This window comes from Cyclobacterium sp. 1_MG-2023, assembly GCF_030546805.1.
In the GTDB taxonomy this organism is placed as follows: Bacteria; Bacteroidota; Bacteroidia; order Cytophagales; family Cyclobacteriaceae; genus Cyclobacterium.
Genome location: NZ_JAUOPC010000007.1, coordinates 139,782 through 157,630, shown reverse-complemented (window position 1 = coordinate 157,630; position 17,849 = coordinate 139,782). Strand labels below are relative to the sequence as shown.

Sequence of the window (17,849 nt, the reverse complement as noted above, 5' to 3'; positions counted from 1 at the left end):
GGAGCGATTAATGAGTATCAAATAGGAAAATTAGTATTGATATGAAAGTTAAAGCATCTATTAAGAAAAGAAGTGCTGACTGCAAAGTGATCCGAAGAAAAGGAAAGCTTTATGTCATCAACAAAAAAAATCCGAAGTTTAAACAAAGACAAGGTTAAATACTATGGCTAGAATTGCAGGTGTCGATATACCGGACAATAAACGTGGTGTAATAGGCCTTACCTATATTTTTGGTATCGGCAGAAGTACGGCTAAAGCCATACTAGATAAAGCAGGTATTTCTTTAGACAAGAAAGCCGGAGAGTGGACAGATGATGAATCTACTGCTATCAGGAACATCATTTCTGAAGAATTCAAGACTGAAGGTGTACTTAAATCTGAAGTACAGTTGAGTATCAAGAGGTTGATGGATATTGGTTGTTACAGAGGTTTGCGACATAGAAAGGGGCTTCCCGTTCGTGGTCAAAAAACCAAAAACAACGCCAGAACCAGAAAAGGTAAGAGAAAAACTGTTGCCAACAAGAAGAAAGCGACTAAATAAATCCTGACATAGATTATGGCTCAGAAAAGAAACGAAAAGACAAAGGCTAAGAAGCGGGTTGTTAAAGTTGAAGCTGTGGGACAGGCCCATATCAAAGCTTCTTTCAACAATATCATTATTTCCATCACCAACAACTCAGGACAAGTGATTTCTTGGGCTTCTGCTGGTAAGATGGGATTCAGGGGTTCTAAAAAGAACACTCCTTATGCTGCTCAAATGGCTGCTCAAAACTGTGGGCAGGTTGCGTATGACCTCGGTCTGAGAAAGATCGAAGTATTTGTTAAAGGTCCTGGAGCAGGTAGAGAATCTGCGATCAGAACCCTACAAAATGTAGGATTGGATGTAACTACCATCACTGATGTTACCCCACTACCTCATAACGGTTGTCGTCCTCCAAAACGCAGAAGAGTTTAATTTAAAGAAAATATAGCATGGCTAGATATAGAGGTCCAAAAGCAAAAATTGCCAGAAAATTTGGCGAGCCCATTGAAGGGCAAAGCAAAGTGCTTCAAAAGAAAAATTATCCTCCGGGAATGCATGGCAGAGGAAGACGTAAGAAACAGTCTGAATTCGCCATTCAATTGATGGAGAAACAAAAGGCCAAATACATCTACGGTGTATTGGAAAGACAATTTGCTAAAATGTTTGATACCGCTTCCAGGAAAAAGGGAGTTACCGGTGAAAACTTATTGCAATTGTTGGAAGGTCGTTTGGATAACTCGGTTTATAGACTTGGAATTGCTCCTACCAGAAGAGGAGCACGTCAGTTGGTATCACACAAGCATATTCTTGTAAATGGTACTGTTGTAAATATTCCTTCATTCCAACTGAAGCCAGGTGATGTTGTTGCAGTTAGAGAGAAATCTAAATCTTTGGAAGCAATAACAGAAAGTTTAAGAGGCAAAGGAACAACCAGATTCAGTTGGTTGGAATGGGATAATGCATCCCTAAGTGGTAAGTTTGTAAGTGTTCCCTTAAGAGAAGATATTCCTGAGAACATCAAAGAACAACTTATCGTTGAATTGTACTCTAAGTAATCATTTACATTCCTATAAAAAGAATAAAAGATATGTCCATATTAGCATTTCAAATGCCAGAGAAAGTGGTAATGGAAAAAGCAGACGATTTTCACGGACTGTTTACCTTTAAGCCACTTGAAAAAGGGTACGGGGTTACCATCGGAAATGCCCTCAGAAGGATTCTTTTGTCTTCACTGGAAGGATATGCTATTACAGCCGTTAAATTACCCGGTGTAGTACATGAATTCTCCAGTATTGAGGGAGTGGTTGAAGACGTTACAGATATTATCCTTAACCTTAAGCAGGTTAGATTTAAAAAGATCCATGATGCCATTGATAATAAAATTACAGTGGAAGTAAAAAATCAGGATGTTTTTACAGCAGGTGATATTGCCAAATACACAACCTCTTTTGAAGTTTTGAATCCTGATTTGGTCATATGTCACTTGGATAAATCAAAAAACCTTGAAATAGAACTTACCATCGATAAAGGTAGAGGATACCTTCCAGCAGAAGAATCCAAGCCTAAAGAACAGATTTATGGTACTATTTCTGTAGATGCTGTTTTTACACCTATTAAGAATGTAAAATACAGGATCGAAAATACCAGGGTGGAGCAAAAGACTGACTATGAGCAATTGATCATGGAAGTTAGCACTGACGGATCTATACATCCTGAAAAAGCCCTACAAGAATCTGCCAAGATATTGATTCAACACTTCATGTTGTTTTCTGATCAAACAATGGTTATTGATGCTCCTGGAAGTGGTGCAATTGAACCTATTGATGAAGAATACCTTCACATGAGGAAACTGCTTAAAACTTCTTTGAGCGATTTGGATCTTTCTGTCAGAGCTTACAACTGTTTGAAAGCTGCTGATGTGAAGAGTCTGGGAGATCTGGCCAAACTTGAAATTTCTGACATGATGAAATTCAGGAACTTTGGTAAGAAATCTTTGGCAGAATTGGAACAACTAATCCAGGAAAAAGGCTTGACCTTCGGTATGGATCTGTCTAAGTATAAACTTGATGAAGAATAATTAAAAATGAGACACGGTAAGAAATTTAACCATTTGGGTAGAACCGCCTCACATAGAAAGGCCATGCTTTCGAATATGGCCAAGTCTCTTTTGGAACACAAGCGTATCAGTACCACCCTTGCCAAAGCCAAAGAGTTGAGGAAATATATCGAACCTTTGATCACTAAGGCCAAAGAAGATACTACTCACAATAGAAGGATAACATTTAGTTATCTTAGAAATAAGGAAGCCATCAAACTTCTTTTCGGAGAAGTAGTAGAAAAAGTGGGTAACCGTCCCGGTGGATACACAAGGATTATCAAAACTGGTTTTAGATTAGGTGATAACGCTGAAATGTGTATCATTGAATTGGTGGATTTCAACGAATTAATGTTGAAAGAAGACAAACCTGTTAAGAAAGCAAGTAGAAGAAGTAGAAGAGGTTCCGGAAAAGGAACTACAGAAGCTGCGACGACTACTGAAGCTAATGAAAGCCCTGAAGTTGAAAAAGCACCTGAAGCAGATGCTTCAGCGGATGTTTCGGACGAAACGACTGAAAGTAAGGATGAAGATAAAAAAGCAGAGTAATTTAATCTATGCTATTCTTTCTTTAATATTTAATAGGGATTGGACTTTTTGTTCAGTCCCTTTTTTTATATCCTTTTCGCAGAAAGCTTTCTACAAATTAGAAAATTCTTAAATTTGCATAGCAAAATTTGATATGAAAAAGAAAAAAGCAATACTTCTTTTAGCTGATGGTACTGTATTTACTGGAAGCCTTGTTGGTAGCCATGGCACCAACGGAGGTGAAATCTGTTTCAATACAGGAATGACCGGCTATCAAGAGATTTATACTGACCCATCCTATACCGGGCAAATTATTGTCAATACCACACCTCATATTGGAAATTATGGTGTGATTGATGAAGAAACAGAATCTGAAGCGCCTTTGATCGCAGGAATTGTGGTCAATGACTTCTCTAATGTTTACAGTAGGTTAGATGCTAAATCCTCTCTTCAAGAATACCTTGAAAGTCACAATATTACAGGTATTGCTGATGTAGATACACGGAAGTTGGTTAGACATATTCGATCTAAAGGAGCAATGAATGCCATCATTAGTTCTGAATATGAAGATGTTGAAAGCCTAAAAGCCGAATTGGCCAAAGTGCCGGATATGAATGGGCTTGAACTTTCTTCTACCGTCTCTACCAAAAGCCCTTACTTTATAGGGGATCCTGATTCGTCCATTAAAGTCGCTTGTGTAGATTATGGTATCAAACGTAATATTTTGCGTTGCCTTGTAGATAGAGGTGTCTATTGTCAGGTTTATCCTGCCAAAACCAGTTTGCAGGAAATGGAAAAATGGAATCCGGATGCTTACTTCCTTTCCAATGGACCTGGAGATCCTGCTGTAATGGAATATGCTGTAGATACTACCAAAGAAATCTTAACTTTGGGCAAACCTCTCTTTGGCATTTGTCTTGGACATCAGATTCTGGCAAGGGCTTGTGGAGTAGGAACTTACAAAATGCATCATGGCCACCGTGGCCTTAACCATCCAATCAAAAATATTTTGACAGGTAAAAGCGAAATTACCTCTCAGAATCATGGTTTTGTGGTGAATAAAGATGATATTGATAACAATAAAGAATTGGAAATAACCCATTACCACCTAAATGATGGTACGGTTGCCGGTATTAAACTTACCAATAAACCAGCTTTTTCTGTTCAATATCACCCGGAGAGTTCTCCTGGACCACATGATTCAAGGTATTTATTTGATCAATTTATTTCACAAATTCAGAAATAATTCATTAACCTTTATATTGATATGACATTAATTCAATCGATCCACGCAAGACAAATTTTAGACTCCCGTGGTAACCCTACTGTAGAAGTAGATGTTTTTACTGAAAACGGTGCTTTTGGAAGAGCAGCTGTACCTAGTGGCGCTTCAACAGGTGTTCACGAAGCTGTAGAGCTTAGAGACAATGACAAGGATGTTTATATGGGCAAAGGTGTGCTAAAAGCCGTTGCTAATGTAAATGACGTTATTGCTCCAGAACTTATCGGATTTGATATTTTTGAGCAAAATCAAATTGACGACATTATGTTGAGCCTGGATGGGACCAACAACAAGTCAAAGCTTGGCGCTAACGCTATCTTGGGTGTTTCCCTAGCTGTTGCTAAGGCTGCAGCCATGGAGTCCGGACAGCCTCTTTACAGATACATTGGTGGAGTGAATGCAAATACACTTCCTGTGCCAATGATGAACATCCTTAATGGAGGTTCTCATGCTGATAACGCCATCGATTTTCAAGAATTTATGGTAATGCCAGCCGGTGCCTCTTCTTTCTCTGAATCTTTGAGAATGGGAACCCAGATTTTCCATAATCTTAAAGCTGTATTGAAAGCCAAAGGTTTGAGTACAAACGTTGGTGATGAGGGTGGATTTGCCCCTAACTTACGCTCAAATGTGGAAGCTGTAGAAGTGGTACTTCAAGCCATTGAAAAAGCAGGTTTTAGACCAGGTGAAGATGTTTTTATTGCCATGGATGCTGCTTCTTCTGAATTTTACGATGAAGAAAAAGGACTTTATGTATTCAAGAAATCTACCGGTGATGAGTTGACCTCTTCTCAAATGGCGGATTACTGGAAGGATTGGGTAAGCAAATACCCTATCAAGTCTATTGAAGATGGAATGCAAGAAGATGATTGGGAAGGTTGGAAATTAATGACTGATTATGTCGGTGACAAAATTCAGATCGTTGGTGATGACTTGTTTGTAACCAATGTGGAAAGATTGCAAAAAGGAATTGATGAAAACATTGCCAATGCACTGTTGGTGAAAGTAAATCAAATCGGCTCTTTGACAGAAACCATCAATGCAGTGGATCTTTGTCATAGAAATAAATACAAATCTGTGATGTCTCACCGTTCCGGTGAAACTGAAGATTCTACCATTGCAGACCTTGCTGTGGCATTGAATACCGGACAAATCAAAACCGGTTCTGCTTCTAGGTCTGATAGAATGGCCAAGTACAATCAATTGTTAAGAATTGAGGAGCAGTTAGGGGAATCAGCTTACTTCCCTGGGTTGAAGTTTTAAATCTTTGCCAGAAATAAATAATTAACCTTTTCAGGAATTCCTGAAAAGGTTTTTTTTTGCTCTAATTTTAATTCAATTGAAAGCGCCAAATAAACATTAATCAAGAAATCTTAGTCTCCTGCTGCATTCTTAGGGAAAGGCATCAGGAAGGGTATTGGCAGATCTAAGTATGGATTCTCCGTTATTTTCGAGTACCTTGAAGACAGGATTGTATTTCTTTTGATATATTTGTACAAACATTGAAGCAGATTATGGCCAAATATTTAAAGTATACCAAAAACTTCTACTTCGTTTTTACCGTTTTATTCATTACTTGGATGGTTTTTATTGATAGCAATGATATCATCAGCCATTTCAAACTTCGTTCAAAATTAAATGAACTTGAGAAGCAAAAGGAATTTTATCAAGAACGGAAGGAGAAAATCCAAATTGAACGAGAGGAATTGCTAAGCAATTTTGACTTGCTTGAGAAATTTGCTCGTGAACGCTATTTGATGAAAAGAAAAACGGAAGACTTGTATGTCATTATGGAAGAATAAATTGGTGCTATCCGCTTTTTTAGCGGTATTTTTTGCTTGTTGCCTTAATAGTGAGGTTCATGCGCAGCGTGTTATCTACGAAGAAGATAACCCACCTTTGTCAGAAAGACTGTATTTTGGAGGAAACTTTAGCCTGCAGCTTGGTAGAATTACCTATATAGACATTTCCCCTTTGGCCGGAGCCATGATTACTGAAAAGTATTCTGCAGGTATAGGTGCCACCTATCAGTATTACAACAACAAAAACTACATAGATGGTGTTTCCCATGTTTATGGTGGACGGGTGTTTAACCGTTACAATATCTTTCGACAGGTATTTCTACATGCTGAATACGAATCATTGAATTTGGAAGTGCCTTATATAGGCGAAAACAATGATGTAACTTATTATAGAGAGTGGGTACCTGCTTTATTTGGAGGGGCAGGTTATTTTGTTCCTTTCGGAGATAGAGGTGGAATGAATATCATGGCCTTGTATAATTTCAGTTATGATAACAAAAGGTCAAATTATAATGAACCATATGTTTTCCGTGTCGGTTTTGTATTCTAAAGTAGAAATGTAGTATGGACCCATTCTTAAGCCGATTACAAAAGGCACACAGCCTATGTCCGGGTTGTCCTTCTCCCAAGGTCATCAATCGTTTTTTTGGTGAAGTTTTAGGACTCATGTTTCCTGAACATGCAAATGAGGTATTAAAAGATAAGGATAGCTTGCAGGCAAAATTCTCTGAGTTAAGATTGCAGCTTGGAAATATCCTTAAAAAGAACGTGGCACTTCATCAGTCTGATGGAGAAGCTTTGGCTATTGAATTTTTCGATAAACTTGAGAATGAGGTTTATGATAAATTACACGAAGACCTGGATGCCATGTTTAAAGGAGACCCGGCAGCTAAGTCAAAAACTGAAATTATTCGCTGTTATCCGGGGTTTTATGCGATTTCCGCCTATAGGGTAGCGCATTTACTGCATCGTTTGGGGGTTGGCTTAATACCTCGTATGATAACGGAACATGCGCATAGCAAGACAGGCGTGGATATACATCCCGGCGCAAGTATTGGAAGGTTTTTCTGCATTGACCACGCCACAGGGATAGTAATAGGCGAAACAACAATTGTCGGGGACAGGGTTAAAATTTATCAAGGTGTTACGCTTGGGGCCTTGAGTGTGAAAAAAGAAGATGCGGATAAGAAAAGACATCCTACCATTGAGAATGATGTGGTGATCTATGCCGGAGCTACCATTTTGGGAGGTGATACCGTAATTGGTAAAGGCAGTGTGGTTGGTGGAAATGTTTGGCTGACGAAAAGCATCCCTGCAAAAAGTAAAATTTATTATCAAACCAAAATACTTGATGACGCCTCCAATCTCACAGATTTTTATGTGTTGAAAAGTGAAGCCTGATAATCACAACTATGAAGCTATTTGAATTAATAGGGAATACCCCTTTAATTGAACTTGAAAATATCCCTGTAAATCCTAAGGTTAAAATTTATTGCAAGCTGGAAGGGCAAAACCCCGGAGGTTCAGTAAAAGACCGTGCAGCCTATCATATGATTCGGTCAGCACTGGACCGAGGTGAGATCGCAAAGGGAGACAAATTGGTTGAAGCAACCTCAGGGAATACGGGAATTGCTTTGGCTATGGTTGCCAACTTATTGGGTGTTGAGATGACATTGATAATGCCCGACAATGCTACCAGGGAACGGGTGTTGTCCATGGAAGCTTATGGCGCAAAAGTCATTTTAACCCCTGCGGAAAAGTCCATTGAGTACTCCAGAACCTTGGCCGAAGAAATGGCTAAGGACCAAGGCTATTTTATGCTCAATCAATTCGCTAACCCTGATAATTATTTGGCGCATTACCATACCACCGGGCCGGAGATCTATGAGGCAACTAATGGAGAAATAACTCATTTTGTTTCAGCAATGGGAACCACAGGTACCATTATGGGAGTGTCCAGGTATTTGAAAGAACAAAATTCAGCCATCCAAATAGTGGGCACCCAGCCTACTGAAGGTTCTAGTATTCCCGGAATTAGAAGGTGGTCTCCTGAGTTTTTACCCAAAATATTTGAACCCGAAAGGGTAGATCACGTCATTGATGTGAGCCAAGAACAAGCCACGCAAATGACAAGAAGAATGGCCAAAGAAGAAGGTATCTTAGGTGGTATGAGTAGTGGTGGTGCTTTACATGCCGCTATTGAGCTTGCCAAGACTTTAACCTCCGGAACTATAGTTTGCATAACATGCGACCGTGGTGATAGGTACTTAAGTACTGACTTGTTTGGGTAGGGGAGCCTTATTTATCGGTTAGGCCTATCAATCTTTCGTCCCGTAAACTTATGTTTCCGGGATTTTTTTATTTTAGTAAGCTGTAAAACACAGATAAAGACCAGCCTTTAAGAAAGGAATGCCATTGATAAGCAGATTCTTTGTCTACCGGAATAAAATCATTTGATGAAAAGTTAATTTCCTCTTATCTTTTAGCCATGGAAGATTTTCTTAAGATAAAGAAGGCTTGTGAACAAAATACAGCCTTAAGCGTAGCCATTTTGGACAGATTTCTTTTGTCCTATGCTACAGAAAAAGATAAGCTAGGAAAAGAGGCAGATCAAAAGCTACAGGCCTATCGGCACATCACGGATAAATTTGGCAGACAATGGTATGATATGCTTAAATCCCAATACATTATCCATCGGTTGATGAAAAACGGGGGGCTCATTACCAAATACCTCAAACATTCTGCCATTAGTAATCTTGAGAAAGAACAGTTTGATTGGATGGTTTTTCAATCTGCCAATCCTTGGAGATTTAGCTTTGCTGAAATTAAAGAGCAGCCTGAAAAACATTTTTACCGAATGGAAGATGTCTTTACAGGTGAAAATTATTTATTGTATTCACCTTCTATAAAAGATATTATAGACAGGGATGGAGAAAAAGAATTATGGTTTAACCTGATAGGCTTCAATGGTTCTTGCTGGCAAACTTATGGCCCCCTATCAGGCTATGCAAGCTTTAGTCCTGATGATATTTATTTTTACGCAACCGAGGTCAATCCAATGATTGAGGATGAAGGTGCACTTATGGAGGATGTACAAAAAAATCCGGTGCCTTATATGATGTTGTTTGCAGGGTCTACCCAACCGGCTGTAGTGCATGAGGGAGAGTCTTTGGTGATGGTGATTACCGAAGAAAAGGCTTCCATCCCACAGGTACAAGAAATGGAAGGGGACTTTAATATTTCTTATACCGGTGGCGTTTATAGACTTGGCTTGCAGGATTGGGAAATGTCACCCCATTTTGCAGTAGCTTATTATAATGAGAAAGAAGAGACCATACAGGCGACGGCTTTAACTGAGAAAGGATTTGAGGCAATCATTGACGCTTTAAATAAATTTGGATTAGCCATGGATAAAATAGCAGATATTTATTTGCGACCCTCCATGCAAAATACAGCCCAGGAAATTTTAAGGAAGGAAATAGAATTAATGCCCCTTGAACTTCTATTTGAACCTGAAGCTGAGGAAGAATCCAATCAAGAACTGAAAAAGCTGGATGAGTTAGCTAGATTGGCTGTTACAGCCATAACTTCTGAAAAGGAACCTGATTTGGAGGCTTTGGCTGAAGAAGTGGGCATAGACCTTGAAAGCAATCGTTTTGTCGTAGAGAAAATAATCAACGACTTAATAGAAAAGGTGAAAAAATAACAGATTGGAAATCAGGCCAGAAGCAGGATGGATTTATTTTGTCCCTCCTGCTTCTGACTTGGTTTTTTATTTTGAGCGTAGGGTTGTACCATTCGGGAAACTGTTTTCCGGATATTTTGGTGTGGAGATATGCTCAGAAAATAAATTATAGCTGTTTTCCTGCTTCTGTAAGTCAAAAGCGTCATATAGCTCATCCAAAACTGTATAGGCACGATATTGAAGTAAATCCCCATCAATGGTAATCACCTGGTACAATTGGGTGTTCACACCTGCTCTGTCCATCCAGCGTTTTTCAGGAACAATACCATACATTTTAGGGCCGGCCACTGAGACAACATATACAGGCCCCACTTGTCCTTCCGGTACTTCGATGGTTTTGGTTTGATGAGCTCCTCTGGCATATACATGATCATGACCTTTAAGTACTAGATCCACCTTATGTCTTTCTAAGATAGGCTGCCAGGCTTCACGGAGTTCCGGATAATTGCCGTGCCTGCCATCTCTGGCAGTGAAAAAAGGATGATGGAATGAAACTACAGTCCATTTTTGTGGATTATCTGTCAAAATTTTTTCGAGATAATCACTTTGAATTTGTAGATCTTTAGGTGATTTTAATGCGGCTAAACTGTTCAACACAACCAGTCTCATGTTCTTATAGTCCATATAATAAACACTTTCTTCCAGGCCCTCCGGACCATTTAGCGGAAGTTCAAACTGAGGCCGCCAATACATGGATATTTTCTCTTTATCCGGATTGCTAGGATAAGTATCGTATTCATGATTTCCTATGACAGGAACTATGGATTTCATCGTTCGAATATGGCCTAAAGATTCAAACCATTCTACCCATTGACTATCTTGATGCCCATCATTAATTAAATCTCCGGCAAATAACATAAACCCTGCCTTGGGTGCTTTGGCATAGGCGGCCCTAACGGTTCTGCTTCCCCAAGCCAATACCTCATTTTGGATGTCCCCTAAATAAATAAAGGAGTAAGAATCCTCTGTTTTATCAGCTGTAGTAAACTGATTCCATTCGCTCATTTCATTGCCAGCTTCTCCAACCCTATACCGGTAAATACCTCCTGGTTTGAGCCCCTCGAAGGTAACCGAGTAATAGAAATAGGTATTGCCCTCAAGGCTTTTGATCTCTTGCATTTCGGCTTGGTAGCTTTGGTCACGGTTCGTTATTTTACCGGCAGCACTTGCTAAGGATAACTGGGCGATTGGGTGCTCAAGCCTTGAACTCGTTCTCCAAGTTACACTTTGTGACTGAGAAGGATCATTCTTCCAAGTCAATACAATGTGTTCAGGTTTAGCTGTCTGTGCAGGAGCTAGGTAAAGGGTTGAAAAAAAGAAACTTAAAGTAAAAAGGGGGGCAAGCAAAAAAGGTGTTTTCATTTTTTTAAAATTGCATCTACTGTATCTGATCATAGATTAAGCAGGAGGTAAATTAAAACATTGGTTCTTAGAGATACTTTTTAAAGCTCAATTTATACTACGTATTTAGTAAAATAATGGATTGTTCTTTACCATTGGGTTAATTATATAAGCGCATACCCAAGGCCATGATTTGAGTTTTTTGCTTTAAAAACCATCTTTTTCAGAGAATCTGTTAGTTATTTGGTCTTTTTGACTTAAAAAGAATAATATTTATTCAGTCAATTCTTATATTACAACTTAAACCTAAATTTCCATTCCAATGAATAATAGAAGAGCGTTTTTAATTAAATCCCTTTTTGGTACTGCAGGAATTGCTTTGGCATCAACATCCTTGATCAAAGGTGCTCCTGCAATAATTAAAAACTATAATAAACCTGATTCGAAAATAAATGGTGTACAGATCGGATGTATTACTTATTCTTTCCGGTCACTGCCGGACCAAAGTGCTGAAGCAACCCTCAAATATGTTACAGACAGCGGAATCAGTGCCATAGAGTTGATGGGTGGCCCTGCGGAATCCTTTGCCGGCATTCCTGAGTCTACTATGGATAGAGGCAGATTCAACAACTTGCGTCGAAAGAAAAGAGATGGAGGCCAGTTGTCTGCAGATGAAAACAAGGAGTTTATGGAGTTGCAAAAAGAGGCGGAAGACCATGCTGCAAGTGTGGCCGCTTGGCGTGCGAAAACTGATTTCAAAAAATTCGAGAAATTCAGAAAAATGTATAAGGATGCAGGTGTCAGTATTTATGCGTTTAAACCCGGAGCTTTTGGGATGAACAATACAGATGCTGAAATTGCTTACGGTATGAAAGCAGCAAGGGCTTTGGGTGCTAGCCATGTTACCTTAGAACATCCTGCAAATGATGCGCGGACATTGAAGTTAGGGAAAATGGGGGAAAAGAATAAAATGTCAGTGGGTTACCATGGGCATACCCAACAAACCCCTACCTTTTGGGACACTGCCTTGGAGCAAAGTCCCAGAAATGCACTGAACCTCGATGCCGGCCACTATATTGCTGCTGGTTACAAGGATATTTTTGAACTACTTCAGAAAAAGCACAAGCGCATTTTAAGCATGCATACCAAGGACCGACAAACCCCGGCAAACGGAAAAGGTAACCTGCCTTGGGGTGAGGGTGACACGCCTATTGTGGAGTTGCTAAGTGAAATACAAAGTAAAAAATACAAATTCCCGGCTACTATTGAACTTGAATATAAAATTCCGGAAGGTTCTGATGCTGTTAAAGAAGTTCAGAACTGTCTTGAATATTGTAGAAGGTCGCTGGCCTAAATAGAATAAGTATAGAGAGGATTTACAGATGTTAAGTAAATCCTCTCCTAATCTTATTTCATTCGATTTAGAATAAATCGGAGCTTTGATTGATTGCAATTAAAACCCCTTAATTATGAAACTTGGTGCGTTCTCAGTAAGTCTAGCTGTTAAAAACTTAAAAGCTTCCAAAGAATTTTATGAGAAGCTGGGCTTCAGCCACTTTGCTGGATCCTTAGAACATCATTACCTGATCATGAAAAATAGTGACACCTTAATAGGTCTATTTGAAGGAATGTTTGAAGAAAATATCTTGACATTTAACCCTGGTTGGGATGCCGATGCCAATGTGATTGAAGGTTACCAAGATGTTAGAGAAATTCAACAAAATTTAAAAACCCAAGGCCTAGAATTTGAAAGGGAAGCCGATGAAAATGGTAAAGGCCCTGATAATTTTGTTATTAAAGATCCGGATGGAAATATTATCCTTGTTGACCAACATGTAGGTTAATTGGGCAAAGCTCGGAATATTTCCCTAGGCTTTTAACTGCGAATTTGATTCTTGTAGTTTGTTCGTCATGGTATTCAGCAATGCTGACATTCTTTCTGAAAGGGCTTTAGGAGAGATAACAGTGACAATATCCCCTATAGAAATAATCCACCGGACAAAAAACTCGATAGAATCAACCATAAAAGTGAGTTGGACTTTATTGTCTATCTTTTCTTGCAATACGAAACCTTGATTGTATTTGTGGTTGTCAATATACTTCACATGGGAGGGATCCATCTGAATGATTACTTTTTTTAATTGATTTCCCTCCTCCATCTTTTTTAGGTAGGACTTTAAAGAGGGGTGGTTTGTGGTGAAATGTTCCTCGGTAATATTTATTTTCTGTATGCGATCGACCCTAAAAGTTCTATAGTCCTTTCTGAGTTTACAAAATGCAATAAGGTACCAGTTCCCCAATGAAAAGTACATGCCTATAGGTTCAACTGATCGGCTCGTATTCTCTTCTTTTATAAAGGAGATGTAATCAAATTGTAAAACCTTATTCGTTGCTAGGGCAGACATGATGCGCTGAATGGCTTTTTCATTTTTTGAAGGGCTAGCCAATTCACGTTTATAATATATTACTTGTTCATCCAATTGATCAATGGCTGATTTTTGCTGGTCTTTCAGTACAGATTTAATTTTGATCAGTGCGGATTGGAAGTGTTGGCTAATTTCCCGATCACTGAATTTTTCGATTATTTTTTCTGCCAGTATTAAAGAAAAGGCCTCTTTTTCATCAAACATTACCGGTGGTAACCGATAACCTTCTACCAAAGTGTACCCTTTCCCAGCTTCACCTGTTATTGGAACACCTGCCTCCTCAAGTGCCCGTATATCTCGGTATACGGTCCGTAGACTTATTTCAAACCTATTGGCAATTTCTTCCGCAGAGATATGTCTTTTGCTCTGCAGTTGGGTCAAAATGGCTGTAAGTCGATTTAATCTGTTCATGGGAGGCTATATCGAATAAAACTAATGATATTTTCTTTGATAAAAAATATTTCTTCAAGGCCTTAATTTTCATAAAACTGCTGACATAGGGTTGTCACTAGCTGTAGGTAAGTTTGTTTCAAGATTAATTATTCACTTAAAATAAACATCAAGATGGAAACGAAAGCACAGCAAATGATCATTTCACAAGAGCAATTATTGAAACACTGGCAGGGGCATCGTGGGCTCACCCGCAGGGTAATTGTAACTTTTCCCGAGGAGCAACTTTTTAATTTTACAGTTGGAGAAATGAGGCCGTTTGGAGAAATGGTCCAAGAGCTATTAGGTATTGCTGGCCCAGGTATCAAGGGCTTGGTAACGCGTGAATGGGAGCCTCTTAAAGAAGCGTTTGCAGTGGAAAACAGCAAAGAAAGATTGTTGGAGCTTTGGGACCAAGCTACCGTCGAAATAGAAGAATGGTTTCCAAAGCTTACAAGGGATGATTTTCAAGAAACTGTTTTGGCTTTTGGACAGTATGAGAATAAAATTTATTGCACTTTGATGTATTTTATAGACAATGAGATACATCACAGGGGACAAGGCTATGTTTATCTTAGGGCGTTGGGCTTGGAGCCTCCCTATTTTTGGGAGCACTAATATTGGTGTTTTTTTAAAATAGCTGATAGTAGAGACCAACTTTTAAATAAAAACCCCCTAAGTATAGTTTACTTAGGGGGTTTTTGATACAATTATGTTACGTTTTTACGCATTAATCCAGTTTGATACCTCTTCCTTGCTGGGGTTGGGTACATCGAGTTTTAGTTTTTTCTTTTTTCCGCAAACATCATTGAAGAGCTTGTTAGGATTTAACCCTTTCAACTGCTCAATGGTATGGATGTTTAATTCTCTGATAGCCGGAATAAGACCGGGGTTTATTCCCAATTCAATAAAGTCTTCATCAGATGCTATTTTTACTTTTTTCTCCGGCTTCATTTGAGGGAAAAACAGAACTTCTTGAATGGTACTTTGATCTGTAAGCATCATGCAAAGTCGGTCTATTCCGATACCCAGGCCGGATGTTGGGGGCATGCCGTATTCTAGGGCGCGAAGAAAATCTTCGTCCATGGCCATGGCCTCATCATCTCCTCTTTGTGCCAATTTGAGTTGGTCTTCAAATCGCTCTCTTTGGTCTATGGGGTCATTCAATTCGGTATAAGCATTGGCAATCTCTTTACCATTGACAAATAATTCGAACCTTTCCACAAGACCCGGTTTGCTTCTATGCTTTTTAGCTAGCGGTGTCATTTCGATCGGGTAGTCGGTAATATAGGTAGGCTGGATCAGGTGTTCTTCAACCTTCTCTCCAAAGATTTCATCGATCAACTTGCCTTTACCCATGCTATCATCTACCTCTATGCCCATTTCGCTACACAGCGCTCTGAGTTCTTTCTCATTCATTTGGCTTACATCTATTCCGGTGTATTCCTGAATAGATTCAAACATAGACAATCTTTTATAAGGCCCTTCAAACTCTATCACATTGTCCCCAACTTTTGCTTTTGTAGTGCCCAATACACGGTTTGCAATTTTAGCAATTAAGTCTTCGACCATTTCCATCATCCAGATGTAGTCCTTATAGGCCACATAAATTTCCATGGATGTAAATTCCGGATTGTGGGTTCTGTCCATGCCCTCATTTCGGAACATTTTGCCGATTTCATAAACGCCTTCAAAACCGCCTACAATCAGTCGCTTTAGGTACAGCTCATTGGCTATTCTAAGGAATAAAGGAGTGTCAAGCGCATTGTGATGGGTTTCAAAAGGTTTGGCAGCAGCTCCTCCATGCACCTGTTGTAAAATAGGAGTCTCAACTTCCATCCAACCATGATCATCAAAATAATTTCTCATGGTGGAAATAATTTTGGACCTTGTAACGAAAGTTTCTTTTACCTCTGGGTTAACAATAAGGTCTACATAACGTTGCCTGTACCTAAGTTCAGGATCTGTAAAGCCATCAAATACATTGCCTTCGTCGTCCCGTTTTACCACAGGTAGGGGTTTTACTGATTTGGAAAGCAAGGTAAATTCTTGAACGTGTAAAGAAATTTCCCCGGTCTGAGTCGTGAAAATAAAGCCTTTGAGGCCTATGAAATCACCTATTCCCAAAAGTTTCTTAAACACTTTATTGTAGAGGGTTTTGTCTTCATCCGGGCAAAGGTCATCTCTTCTAACGTAAATTTGAAGCCGACCTGTACTGTCTTGAATTTCCGCAAAACTGGCAGAACCCATGATTCTCCTGGTCATTAGCCTTCCGGCAATAGTAATTCCCTTATAATCGTTTTTACGATTGTTGTAATTTTGGTGTATATCTGCTGCCGTGGCATTGATCGGAAAGGAGAGTGCCGGATAGGGATCAATTCCCAAATTCAGTAATGCCTCCCGGTCTTTTCTTCTTTCTATCTCCTGTTCGTTCAGTAATTGCATGGGTAAATATTTGTTATGCTATTTTTAGATTTTTTCTTCTCAAGATTTCATTTTCTACCATTGTCTGTTCTTTAAGGACTTGGTCGGAAATTCCTGAATTTTCTTTTATCCTTCTACCAAGGTAAGGAAGTACCTCCTTTACCGGCCCATAGGGTACATACTTGACCACATTAAAACCAGCATTGGCCAAGTTGAAACTTATATGATCGCTCATTCCATACAGCTGGGAGAAGTAAAACCTCCTGTCTTCCCTTTTCAAACCATGCAGCTCCATAAGCTCTGTCAGTATGATATTGCTCAGTTCATTATGGGAACCATTGACAAGGTATATTCTCTGTTTATTATTGATGCAAAATTGCAAGGCCTTATTAAAAGCATCATCTGTTGCTTCTTTTATGGCATGGATGGGGTCAGGATAGCCTTCTTTTTTTGCACGGTTCCTTTCCTTTTCCATATATGCTCCCCTTACAAGTTTTACTCCAAGGTAAAAACTATTGGCAACTGATTCATGGTGAGCATCTTTTAACCTTCTGCTCATGACCTTTCTGTACATCTGGAAGGTGTTGTAGATGATCGCCTCTTCCTTATTGTAAAGTTTCATGGCTTCAAGTATCCAGTTGTCGGTAACCGCTTGAAACCAGCTTTCTTCACCATCCACCATTAACTTTACACCAGAATTGGCAGCTGCTTCACAGAGCTTAAATACCCTTTGCTTGGCCAATTCAAATCTTTTTTTCTCTTCCGGTAAAAGCACTTCCTTGTTTTGAACCTTCGTCAAAATCGAAGTAGGAGCTATGCCCGAAACTTTGAACACGGCAAAGGGTATCAAAACATTACCCTTGGCCTTATGGATCGAATTTAGAATTTCTTCCATTGTAGCTTCCAGAATGTGCTCGTCTTCTTTCCCTTCAACTGAATAATCCAACACAGAACTTACCCTGTAGTTGCCTAGTTTTTCTACAGTTTTTCGTGAAGTTTCAAAACTTTCTCCTCCACAAAATTGCTCGAAAATGGTTCGTTTTAGCGGTGCTTTTATAGGTAAACCAAGGTTAAAAGAGATTTTGGTAAAGAAAATCCCTAACCTTACTATAAAAGGGTATCTCATCAATCTATAGAGCATTCGCATTCTCTTCAGATCCTTGATGCTGAGGTGAGCAAAAGCTATTTTTAGATTGTCAAAAGAAAATCCAAGTTTTATTCCCATTTTCAGTGCGCAAAGATATCAAAAAAACA

The 17,849-nt window shown here is 39.2% G+C and carries 20 protein-coding genes; 16 read left to right on the top strand and 4 right to left on the bottom strand.

What is annotated here, in order from left to right; all coding sequences use genetic code 11:
* The first annotated feature begins 41 nt into the window (after positions 1-41).
* From ykgO to Q4534_RS12945, 13 genes are all read left to right on the top strand, one after another.
* On the top strand, positions 42-158 hold the full coding sequence (gene ykgO, locus Q4534_RS13005) for a type B 50S ribosomal protein L36 (RefSeq protein ID WP_009053196.1): 117 nt from the start codon (positions 42-44) through the stop codon (positions 156-158).
* 5 nt (positions 159-163) lie between these two features.
* Positions 164-541 carry a 30S ribosomal protein S13 gene (rpsM, locus tag Q4534_RS13000; RefSeq protein ID WP_014020644.1) on the top strand — a complete coding sequence of 126 codons (378 nt, stop codon included), beginning with the start codon at positions 164-166 and terminating at the stop codon, positions 539-541.
* 15 nt (positions 542-556) lie between these two features.
* The gene (gene rpsK / locus Q4534_RS12995; protein ID WP_014020645.1) at positions 557-955 is read left to right on the top strand and encodes a 30S ribosomal protein S11; all 399 of its coding nucleotides are present in this window, start codon (positions 557-559) and stop codon (positions 953-955) included.
* A gap of 17 nt (positions 956-972) precedes the next feature.
* Positions 973-1,578, top strand: a complete 606-nt coding sequence (gene rpsD / locus Q4534_RS12990) for a 30S ribosomal protein S4 (protein ID WP_303613605.1) — start codon at positions 973-975, stop codon at positions 1,576-1,578.
* Positions 1,579-1,610: 32 nt separating this feature from the next.
* A complete protein-coding gene (locus tag Q4534_RS12985) occupies positions 1,611-2,600 on the top strand; it encodes a DNA-directed RNA polymerase subunit alpha (RefSeq protein ID WP_303613604.1) in 990 nt (329 codons plus the stop codon).
* A gap of 6 nt (positions 2,601-2,606) precedes the next feature.
* Positions 2,607-3,167: a 50S ribosomal protein L17 gene (gene rplQ / locus Q4534_RS12980; RefSeq protein WP_303613603.1), complete on the top strand. Its 561-nt coding sequence runs from the start codon at positions 2,607-2,609 to the stop codon at positions 3,165-3,167.
* Positions 3,168-3,300: 133 nt separating this feature from the next.
* Entirely contained in the window at positions 3,301-4,392 is a 1,092-nt protein-coding gene (gene carA / locus Q4534_RS12975; RefSeq protein WP_303613602.1) for a glutamine-hydrolyzing carbamoyl-phosphate synthase small subunit, read from the top strand.
* Positions 4,393-4,413: 21 nt separating this feature from the next.
* Positions 4,414-5,691, top strand: a complete 1,278-nt coding sequence (gene eno / locus Q4534_RS12970) for a phosphopyruvate hydratase (protein WP_303613601.1) — start codon at positions 4,414-4,416, stop codon at positions 5,689-5,691.
* Between the two features lie 251 nt (positions 5,692-5,942).
* A complete protein-coding gene (locus tag Q4534_RS12965) occupies positions 5,943-6,230 on the top strand; it encodes a septum formation initiator family protein (protein WP_303613600.1) in 288 nt (95 codons plus the stop codon).
* Complete coding sequence (locus Q4534_RS12960; protein ID WP_303613599.1) at positions 6,211-6,780, top strand: hypothetical protein; 570 nt, start codon at positions 6,211-6,213, stop codon at positions 6,778-6,780. Before Q4534_RS12965 ends, Q4534_RS12960 begins: the two co-directional genes overlap by 20 nt.
* Positions 6,781-6,794: 14 nt before the next feature.
* The gene (locus Q4534_RS12955; RefSeq protein ID WP_303613598.1) at positions 6,795-7,631 is read left to right on the top strand and encodes a serine O-acetyltransferase; all 837 of its coding nucleotides are present in this window, start codon (positions 6,795-6,797) and stop codon (positions 7,629-7,631) included.
* 11 nt (positions 7,632-7,642) lie between these two features.
* Positions 7,643-8,521 (top strand): cysteine synthase CysM, encoded by an 879-nt coding sequence (gene cysM / locus Q4534_RS12950; protein ID WP_303613597.1) that lies wholly within the window; start codon positions 7,643-7,645, stop codon positions 8,519-8,521.
* 197 nt (positions 8,522-8,718) lie between these two features.
* Entirely contained in the window at positions 8,719-9,936 is a 1,218-nt protein-coding gene (locus tag Q4534_RS12945; protein ID WP_303613596.1) for a hypothetical protein, read from the top strand.
* A 66-nt stretch (positions 9,937-10,002) separates the two neighbouring features.
* Here Q4534_RS12945 and Q4534_RS12940 read toward each other — a convergent pair whose 3' ends face one another.
* The gene (locus Q4534_RS12940; protein WP_303613595.1) at positions 10,003-11,337 is read right to left on the bottom strand and encodes a metallophosphoesterase family protein; all 1,335 of its coding nucleotides are present in this window, start codon (positions 11,335-11,337) and stop codon (positions 10,003-10,005) included.
* 301 nt (positions 11,338-11,638) lie between these two features.
* On the opposite strand from Q4534_RS12940, the gene Q4534_RS12935 reads away from it, so the two are divergent.
* Together Q4534_RS12935 and Q4534_RS12930 are read left to right on the top strand one after the other, a co-directional pair.
* A complete protein-coding gene (locus tag Q4534_RS12935; RefSeq protein ID WP_303613594.1) occupies positions 11,639-12,670 on the top strand; it encodes a sugar phosphate isomerase/epimerase in 1,032 nt (343 codons plus the stop codon).
* Between the two features lie 115 nt (positions 12,671-12,785).
* Positions 12,786-13,160 (top strand): VOC family protein, encoded by a 375-nt coding sequence (locus Q4534_RS12930; RefSeq protein ID WP_303613593.1) that lies wholly within the window; start codon positions 12,786-12,788, stop codon positions 13,158-13,160.
* Between the two features lie 24 nt (positions 13,161-13,184).
* On the opposite strand, the gene Q4534_RS12925 is transcribed toward Q4534_RS12930, so the two are convergent.
* Positions 13,185-14,153 (bottom strand): YafY family protein, encoded by a 969-nt coding sequence (locus Q4534_RS12925; RefSeq protein ID WP_303613592.1) that lies wholly within the window; start codon positions 14,151-14,153, stop codon positions 13,185-13,187.
* Between the two features lie 153 nt (positions 14,154-14,306).
* Here Q4534_RS12925 and Q4534_RS12920 point away from each other — a divergent pair, with 153 nt between their 5' ends.
* Positions 14,307-14,789: a DinB family protein gene (locus Q4534_RS12920; protein ID WP_303613591.1), complete on the top strand. Its 483-nt coding sequence runs from the start codon at positions 14,307-14,309 to the stop codon at positions 14,787-14,789.
* Positions 14,790-14,894: 105 nt separating this feature from the next.
* Here Q4534_RS12920 and lysS read toward each other — a convergent pair whose 3' ends face one another.
* Positions 14,895-16,616: a lysine--tRNA ligase gene (gene lysS / locus Q4534_RS12915; RefSeq protein WP_303613590.1), complete on the bottom strand. Its 1,722-nt coding sequence runs from the start codon at positions 16,614-16,616 to the stop codon at positions 14,895-14,897.
* Between the two features lie 13 nt (positions 16,617-16,629).
* Positions 16,630-17,820, bottom strand: coding sequence for a proline dehydrogenase family protein (locus Q4534_RS12910; RefSeq protein WP_303613589.1), 1,191 nt, complete (start codon positions 17,818-17,820; stop codon positions 16,630-16,632).
* Between the last annotated feature and the right edge of the window lie 29 nt (positions 17,821-17,849).